General features: G+C 53.8%; 5 protein-coding genes. 3 read left to right on the forward strand and 2 right to left on the reverse strand.

The window, feature by feature from the left end:
* Positions 1–80 precede the first annotated feature (80 nt).
* From F4Y00_04775 to F4Y00_04785, 3 genes are all read left to right on the forward strand, one after another.
* Positions 81–1511 (forward strand): DUF1080 domain-containing protein, encoded by a 1431-nt coding sequence (locus F4Y00_04775; GenBank protein ID MYE04269.1) that lies wholly within the window; start codon positions 81–83, stop codon positions 1509–1511.
* 197 nt (positions 1512–1708) lie between these two features.
* A complete protein-coding gene (locus F4Y00_04780) occupies positions 1709–3193 on the forward strand; it encodes an aminotransferase class V-fold PLP-dependent enzyme (protein ID MYE04270.1) in 1485 nt (494 codons plus the stop codon).
* 76 nt (positions 3194–3269) lie between these two features.
* Positions 3270–4631, forward strand: coding sequence for a DUF839 domain-containing protein (locus F4Y00_04785; GenBank protein MYE04271.1), 1362 nt, complete (start codon positions 3270–3272; stop codon positions 4629–4631).
* A 96-nt stretch (positions 4632–4727) separates the two neighbouring features.
* Here the strand turns inward: F4Y00_04785 and F4Y00_04790 are convergent, their stop codons facing one another.
* Together F4Y00_04790 and F4Y00_04795 are read right to left on the reverse strand one after the other, a co-directional pair.
* Positions 4728–5882 carry a glycoside hydrolase family 18 protein gene (locus tag F4Y00_04790; GenBank protein MYE04272.1) on the reverse strand — a complete coding sequence of 385 codons (1155 nt, stop codon included), beginning with the start codon at positions 5880–5882 and terminating at the stop codon, positions 4728–4730.
* Positions 5883–5915: 33 nt separating this feature from the next.
* Entirely contained in the window at positions 5916–7796 is a 1881-nt protein-coding gene (locus tag F4Y00_04795) for a T9SS type A sorting domain-containing protein (GenBank protein MYE04273.1), read from the reverse strand.
* Positions 7797–7962 lie beyond the last annotated feature (166 nt).

Consider the following 7962-nt stretch of genomic DNA (forward strand, 5'->3'; position numbering starts at 1 on the left):
TAACATCTTTTGTCTGCGTACGCGAAGCGCTGATCAAAGTGGATTTAATCAGAGGTTCCTTTCAAACCCACTGCTTCATCATGAAACGTTACACGGCCTGTGCTATCCTCCTGTTGGGCGTACTCCTTGTCGCCGCAAGAGTTGATGTTCCGAAAGACGATGGCTGGCAGGATCTCTTTAACGGCGCCGACCTGACGGGCTGGACCCAACTCAACGGCGAAGCCCCCTATACCGTCGAGAACGGCGAGATCGTCGGTACTTCCATGATGGATACCCCGAACAGCTTCCTCGCCACCGAACAACGTTATGGCGACTTCCTTTTGAGTCTGGAGGTTAAGGTTGATTCTGCGCTCAACTCCGGCATCCAGATCCGCAGCAACAGCCTGCCCGATTATCTGGACGGCCGCGTCCACGGCTATCAGGTTGAGATCGATCCCTCGGAGCGGGCCTGGAGCGGCGGCGTCTACGACGAAGCCCGGCGCGGCTGGCTCTACCCCGTCGAATTCAATCCGGCCTGCCGATCAGCGTTCCGCAACGGCGCGTGGAACCACTACTACATCGAAGCTATCGGGCCGTCCCTTCGCACCTGGATCAACGGGGTGCCGTGTGCCGACCTGATCGACGACATGACGGCAGAAGGGTTTATCGCCCTGCAGGTCCACAGCATCCGCCAGGAAGAGCAGGTCGGCAAACAGATCCGCTGGCGCAATATCCGTATCAGGACGGAAGATCTGGTGCAGCGTCCCTGGACCGATGTGCATGTCGTCAACCACATTCCCAACCACCTTTCGCCCCAAGAACGAAGCCAGGGCTGGACCCTTCTGTTCGACGGTGAAACGACCACCGGCTGGCGCGGCGCGGGCAAAGAAGCTTTCCCCGAAAAAGGCTGGCGGGTCGAAGACGGCGCACTCATGGTCGAAGCCTCCGGTGGCGCAGAAGCCCGGTATGGCGGCGATATCGTCACCGAGGAGGAATACAGTATGTTCGAATTAAGCCTCGAATTTATGCTGACGGAAGGGGCCAATAGCGGCATCAAGTATTTCATTACAGAGCAGTACGGCAGTGCCGGCTCAGCAATCGGCCTTGAGTACCAACTCCTCGATGACGACCGGCATCCGGATGCAAAAATGGGCGCCGCCGGGAATCGGACCCTCGCTTCGCTCTACGATCTGATTCCTGCACACCCTAACAAGATCGTTAACCCGCCCGACCGGTGGAACCGTGCCCGCCTCATCGTCAAAAGCACGCGCACAGACACCTGGCTTCGGGGCAACAACATAGAAACGCGTGTCTTTCGCGGCGCGCACGTCGAGCACTGGCTCAACAACCGCAAGGTGCTCGAATACGAGCGCGGCACCCAGGCCTTCGACGCGTTGGTGGCTCGGAGCAAATACGTCGATTGGGAAGGGTTCGGCCACTGGCAACAAGGCCGGATTCTTTTGCAGGACCATGGCGATGAGGTGCACTTCCGCAGCATCAAGATCCGCCCGTTGGGAAGTTTGAGTCCATAGGCTGATGAACTCCAAAAGTTAGCTTTACAAATGGCCTGGGCTATGACCAGGAATCAAACTTTAAGCATGAAATTCCCTAAGTTTCCTTCCCGTTTAGTTTATTAAACATAGTTGGGGGGCGGCTCTTTTTTACGGCTTATTTGCCGGCGCCGTACAACTTCTGCTGTGATATATCCTGCGGTTGCCGGAAGAATCCGATGGGACAAGTGAGTGACAAGAGAGCGGTTGCAGACGCATCGAGCGAAGTGCGCGGCGATCTAAGGATGTCGCCCGAGATGATGCTGGATCTTGCGCGCTGCGTGGCGGAGCTTGTGGTGGAGCGGATTGAGGGGCTGCCCGGAGAGAATGCCTGGGATGGAGAGTTCAGGGAGGGGCTCATCAAGCAACTGGCGGAGACTCCGCCCGAGGAGGGTCGGCCTGCCAGGGAGGTGATTGAGCGGGCGGCCCGCGATATTCTTCCGTTCGCGGCCCGGATCGATCATCCCCGCTTCTTCGGGTTTATTCCTTCGTCGCCCACCTGGCCGGGGATACTGGCGGATTTCATGGTGGCCGGACACCAGGTGAACCAGTGTACGTGGCTGACCTCGAGCGGTCCGAGCGAGCTCGAATTGGTGGTCGTCGACTGGATTCGTAGCTGGCTGGGCTATCCGGAGAGCGCCGGAGGCCTTTTGACGAGTGGGGGTTCGGCGGCCAGTCTCAATGCGTTCGTGGCGGCGCGCGAGGCGGCCGGAGATCCTGATCGCGCGACGGTGTACATGAGTGACCAGAGTCACAGTGCGCAGGTGCGTGCGGCCCGCATCATCGGTGTTCGTGCGGAGTGCATCCGAAAGGTTTCCTGCGATGATCGCTTCCGTCTGGACGTGGAGGCGCTTGCCCGCGCCGTGGCTGCGGACCGCGCTTCGGGGTTTACTCCCATTGCAGTGTGTGCGAATGCCGGGGCGGGCAGTACGGGGGCCATCGATCCGCTTGAGGAGATGGCGGACTACTGCGAGGCGGAGGGAATCTGGCTGCATGTCGATGCGGCGTACGGCGGCTTCGGCGCGGTGACCGAGCGCGGCAAGGAGCTTCTGCGCGGGATCGAGCGGTCCGATTCGATCGTGATCGATGCCCACAAGTGGTTTTTCCAGCCGTACGAGGCGGGCTGTTTGCTGGTGAAGGATGTAAAGACGCTCACGAACGCTTTCGTGATACCGCACGATATGCTTCAGGACACTATTTGGGGGGCGAACCATCCGAACTTTTCGGATCGGGGTTTGCAACTGAGCCGTTCGGTCCGTGCGTTGAAGATATGGATGTCGGTTCAGACGTTCGGGATGGCGGCGTTCCGTCGGGCGGTGTCGAAGGGGATGGAGTTGGCCGCGCAGGCCGAGGAGTACATTCGGGAGAGTGCGACGATGGAGGTGTTGAATCCTGCGTCGCTGGGGATCGTGTGTTTCCGGTTCAACCCTCAGGACACGGACCTTGACGAAGAGGCTCTGGAGGAGATCAACAGGAATGTGCTCGCCCGCGTGTTTTGGGAGGAGCGTGCGTTCATGTCATCGACGAAGCTCGCCGGGAAGTTTTCGCTCAGGCTCTGCATCGTGAATCACACGACGACCTGGGACGATGTGCGCGAGACCCTGGGGGCCATCGAGCAATTCGGGATGGAGGCCTTGGAACAAGGTCGCAACATTACACCTTAAATTCCGCCGAAATCTGTCCAATCAAACCGAACCGCTTTTTAAGTCCCTTCAATAAACCACAACACTTTCATGATCCATGCAGTCTCTTAACAAGTTTGACGCAGTTGCTTCCCGGCGTCAATTCCTTCGCACATCCGGTGCATTTGCACTGGGTTTTTCCGGACTACACGCATTTATAGGCTGTAATCCTTCATCCACGCCGTTGAAGGAGAGGTTCGGGCCGTTGGTATCGGATCCCGCCGGGATCATGGATTTACCTTCGGGATTCAGCTACAAGATTATTTCCCGGGTGGGTGACCCAATGAATGATGGTTTTTATGTACCTGGTGCAGCAGATGGCATGGCTGCTTTCGAAGGGCCCTCCGGATACACGGTTGTCGTACGAAATCATGAGGTAAACGCTGGGGCAGCTCCTGCTATGGGAGCCTTTGGTCCGGACAATGCATTGTTGAGCAAGTTGGATCCCAATCTCCTTTATGATGCGGGTACGGACGGAAATGCCGCACTGGGAGGAACCACAACATTCGTGTACGATACCGCAAGACAAGAACTGGTTTCACAGTATCTGAGCCTCGCGGGTACACTGCGCAATTGTGCAGGTGGACCTACACCGTGGAATACATGGATTACGTGCGAGGAAGTCACTACACGGGCAGGGGAAGACGGAGCAGCCAGGGATCACGGCTACGCTTTTCAGGTTCCGGCAAGTGCGACGCCGACGGTTGCCATCCCCGAACCACTTCGTGCAATGGGGCGGTTCAATCGCGAAGCGGTGGCTGTAGATCCGGCTACAAACATTATTTATCAAACAGAAGATACGCATGACAGTCTCATCTATCGGTTTATCCCGGACGATCCGTCGGATATCGCAGCAGGCGGTCGGCTTCAGGCACTTCGTGTCAGAGGCCAGCCCAGCCTGGATACACGCAACTGGGATGCACAAACAGTCTCTGTCGGGACCGAACTGGAAATAGATTGGCTGGACATTGAAGATGTTGAGGCGCCGTTGGATGATCTGCGTCTTCGGGGGTTCGATCAGGGAGCGGCCAGATTTGCACGGGGGGAGGGGATGTGGTATGGCAATGATGCGGTGTATTTTGCCTGCACAAATGGAGGGAAAGCCGAGTGTGGTCAAATTTGGCGACTAATCCCCGACAGAACGCTCGAGTTGTTCGTCGAGCCAAATGATCCGGGCCTTATAGAAAACGCGGATAACCTGACCGTAACGCCATGGGGTGATCTGATCGTATGCGAAGACGGCTCAAATGAGCAGTTTCTTGTCGGAGTCACCCCCGAAGGAGAACTCTACAAGTTTGCCCGCAATGCGGTCAGCAATTCCGAGTTGGCCGGCGCCACATTCTCTCCGGACGGAACGACACTGTTTGTGAACATCCAGCACGATGGACTAACCCTGGCCATCACGGGCAAATGGGTCTGATGGACTTTATCTTCCCACTTTTTTCTACTGCCGATATCTGTCATTTCCGGCAAGTTGGCAGTATCGTTTTACATACACCTCAGTTGCCTGGGTCACTCAGGGATTGGCAATCCGGTCCACCGTGTGCAGCAGGCTGGTAGCCGCCTCGGGAGTGTCGTGCGAGATCTCCCAGATCATGACGCCCGGATACCCGTTATCGACTACGAATTGCGTCTTGTCGGCAATGGTTTGTACGCCGTTGTAGTAGATGTTGGCGACCCGGTCGGCGTCCGACGCCTCGGGGTATTGCACGATGATATCGCGATAGGCGACGCCGATCCCGCCGTCCCTGTCGAAGTCGCGCCCGTAGAAAGGCAAGCCGAGGATGGTCTTGTTCCGGGGCCACTTGCGGTACCGCGTCCAGTAGGACAGCCCGGTGGAGGAAATACCGGACCCGGAACCGATGGCCTGCTGGTAGGACGCATGAGGTCCCGGCGCAGACCAGGGGCCGGAAAAGTCGTAGGCCATGACGTGCACATAGTCCACCAGGGAATGCACCGGGTCGTCGAAGTGCTGCCCGAACCAGTTGGAGGGGTACACATCTATCGACATTTTCAGGTCGAGGGATTCCAGTTCGGCCCGCAGGTCACTCAGTAATCTGATCAGGTTGGCTTTTTCGGAAGCGATGGGCGCATTGTTGCTGTCTTTGGTCCAGTGTTCCCAGTCGATGTCCACCCCATGGAAACAATGGGCTGTCAGATAGTCGCGAATTTCCATAACGAATTTCCGGCGGGCGGTTGCATTGGCGGCCATCGCGGGGAAATTATCGGATCCGCTGCCGCCCCCGCCGACCGAAAGAAAGACCTCTACTCCCTGTGCGCGGGCCGCTTCAGCGAGGGCATCCGCCTGGGTCAGGTTCGAAGTGTTCAGGGAACCGTCGGTATTCGGGATGGCGAAAGCGTAGATTACGCGCGTAAGCTGGTCCCACCGAATCTGAGACACGGGCAGCACGTCATGTTTCCAGTTGGGATAAAATCCGATAACATGGTGGTCGAACGCCTTGCGCTGAAAGGGCTCGTTGCACAGGTCAGGCCCGACTATATTTTTGTTTCCGCTGCAACCGGCGGCCGTCAGCAGGATGATCAGGACAATGGCCTGTGGGTGTTTCCAGTGGGTCATGGCCCTATGCGAATACGTCGGAAATCTCGATAGAAAAGCTCGTCTCGCCCTTTTCGTAGTCGCTTGCGGGCACATGCCGCCGTACGGGAGCATACTTCATTCCAGGACAGGCGCATTCCCTTAAGCCTACTTCAACAATATCATTTTTTGCGTCAGCGTTTGTTCCCCCGCCTCCAGTACGTACACATACACGCCACTTGTCCAGCCTAGGGCGTCGAGGCGGGTTTCGTGCGTTCCTGCGGGCCGAATCTCGTCGATCAATGTGGCTACTTCCTGTCCAAGCATATTGTACACGGAAAGACGAACCTGCCCGGTTTGCGGCTGCGCCCATCGGATGAACGTAGACGGGTTGAAGGGATTGGGGTAATTCTGCGCAAGGGAGAGCGCCCCAGGAAGCTCCTCCTCTTCTATAGATGTGGGATCATAGTTCTGAGTGGCCGATATGTTAAGCGTGATTTCAGGCTGATTCGGCCTCGGGTTGTTATGTACGGCGATAAGCGTCACACGGTCGTAATCCCCGGCAACGGTGTATTCAGTTACGTCGCCGTCCATTTCCAGAAGTTCTTTTGTGTTATTCCGTTCCTTGAATAAGCGAAGTGAGGTGACGTCACTATGACTCTTATCGAGTGAAAGGTGCAGGTTGGAGGGGTTTTCGTACGTGACATAACCATATCCTCCCGGATAGAGTTCGAGTTCTTTTTCCGAAAATGCGCTATCTGAAAAATCGACAACCACAACGTTTCGTGGCCACATTTTCTTATTTGCATATCTTGGTGTTTCATAGCCATGCTTTACTCCATCAAGAACAACAGAAGAGTCATTCACAAAATTCGTAGTATGATAATCCACCACAATCCCCGAAAGGGTGAGGGAAGAATCGAGCGAGGAGAGGGCATAGTCCAGTCCGTCAATACCCTGATACCAATCGCCATCGTCCGGATCATCCACGTCGCAAACACCTCCGGGTTCACATACCTGTATAAGACGTTTCATATTATCTGACCCAATACGATCCGCAAGATACGTGGCGAATATCTTGGCATTATCATAATCGAAAGGACGTGGAGGGAAGAGTGGCTCACCCGGGGATGAGGGATTGCTATACGAAAAAGAAGGTACAACATTTCCTTCGCCAAACATTATGATATCAGCCGCCCATTCGGCAAAGCCTTCAATGAAAAAATCAAGATTCCCAACATGTGTGCCATATGCAAAATGTATATTATGCGTATATTCATGGGCAATGGCCTGGGAATACACTCGGTGTCCCGGACCAAAGGGTGAAATGTTATATTTATAAATATTTATATAACTATCATGCCTGCCAGCAAGCCCTAAATAAGACCAATTATAAATATGAGCAAGCATGTCAATTATTCGTTCTCCGTTATTTTCATGGGTATAATTTTTGCGCACCATTCCCCAAAGATCACTCGCATATTCAAAAACTCCTTTTGTGGAATCTGCAGGGATCGAAGAAAAGAGATAGTGCAGGAATTTTTCCATGGATGCATCGGAAATATTTATTGTTCGAAAAGCTTCATTCGAAATCCATAGCCTCCCATAGGAATTTTCCTGTATTAGTATGAATTCAACAGATCTTGTGACAGATGGTTCGTAATTTTGAAGGACTCTAAAATATTGTCTCCTGTTGTTGCTAAATTGTTCAGGTACGTATGAACAATTATCGATCAATCCCGGATTACCATCCAGTCTGGCGTATATTTGAGGAAGTAATAAAATATTACATACTTCAGAAGGTATTTCGCCAGTTAGTTGATTGGAGCTAATAAGAAATCTGTTCAGCCTTATGAGGTTGCCTATCTCAGGGGGTAGAGAGCCGTTCAGTTGATTATAACTAAGAGAAAGTACTCTAAGATTTACAAGGTTTCCTATTTCGGAAGGTATTGGGCCCGTTAATTGGTTGGAACTGAGATAAAGATGGGTTAGATTTACCAGATTTCCTATTTCTGAAGGTATGGAACCGTTTAGTGAATTGCTATTCATGCTAATATCCTTAAGCTTTGTGAGGCTTCCTATTTCAGAGGGTATTGGACCGCTTAATTCATTACCGTCAAAAGCAAGGGACTTAAGGTTTACAAGGTTACCTATTCCCGAAGGGAATTATATATTTAACTTGACAAACCCGTATCTATCCCCTATATTATGGTAA

Source organism: Bacteroidetes bacterium SB0662_bin_6 (assembly GCA_009839485.1).
Classification (GTDB): domain Bacteria; phylum Bacteroidota; class Rhodothermia; order Rhodothermales; family VXPQ01; genus VXPQ01.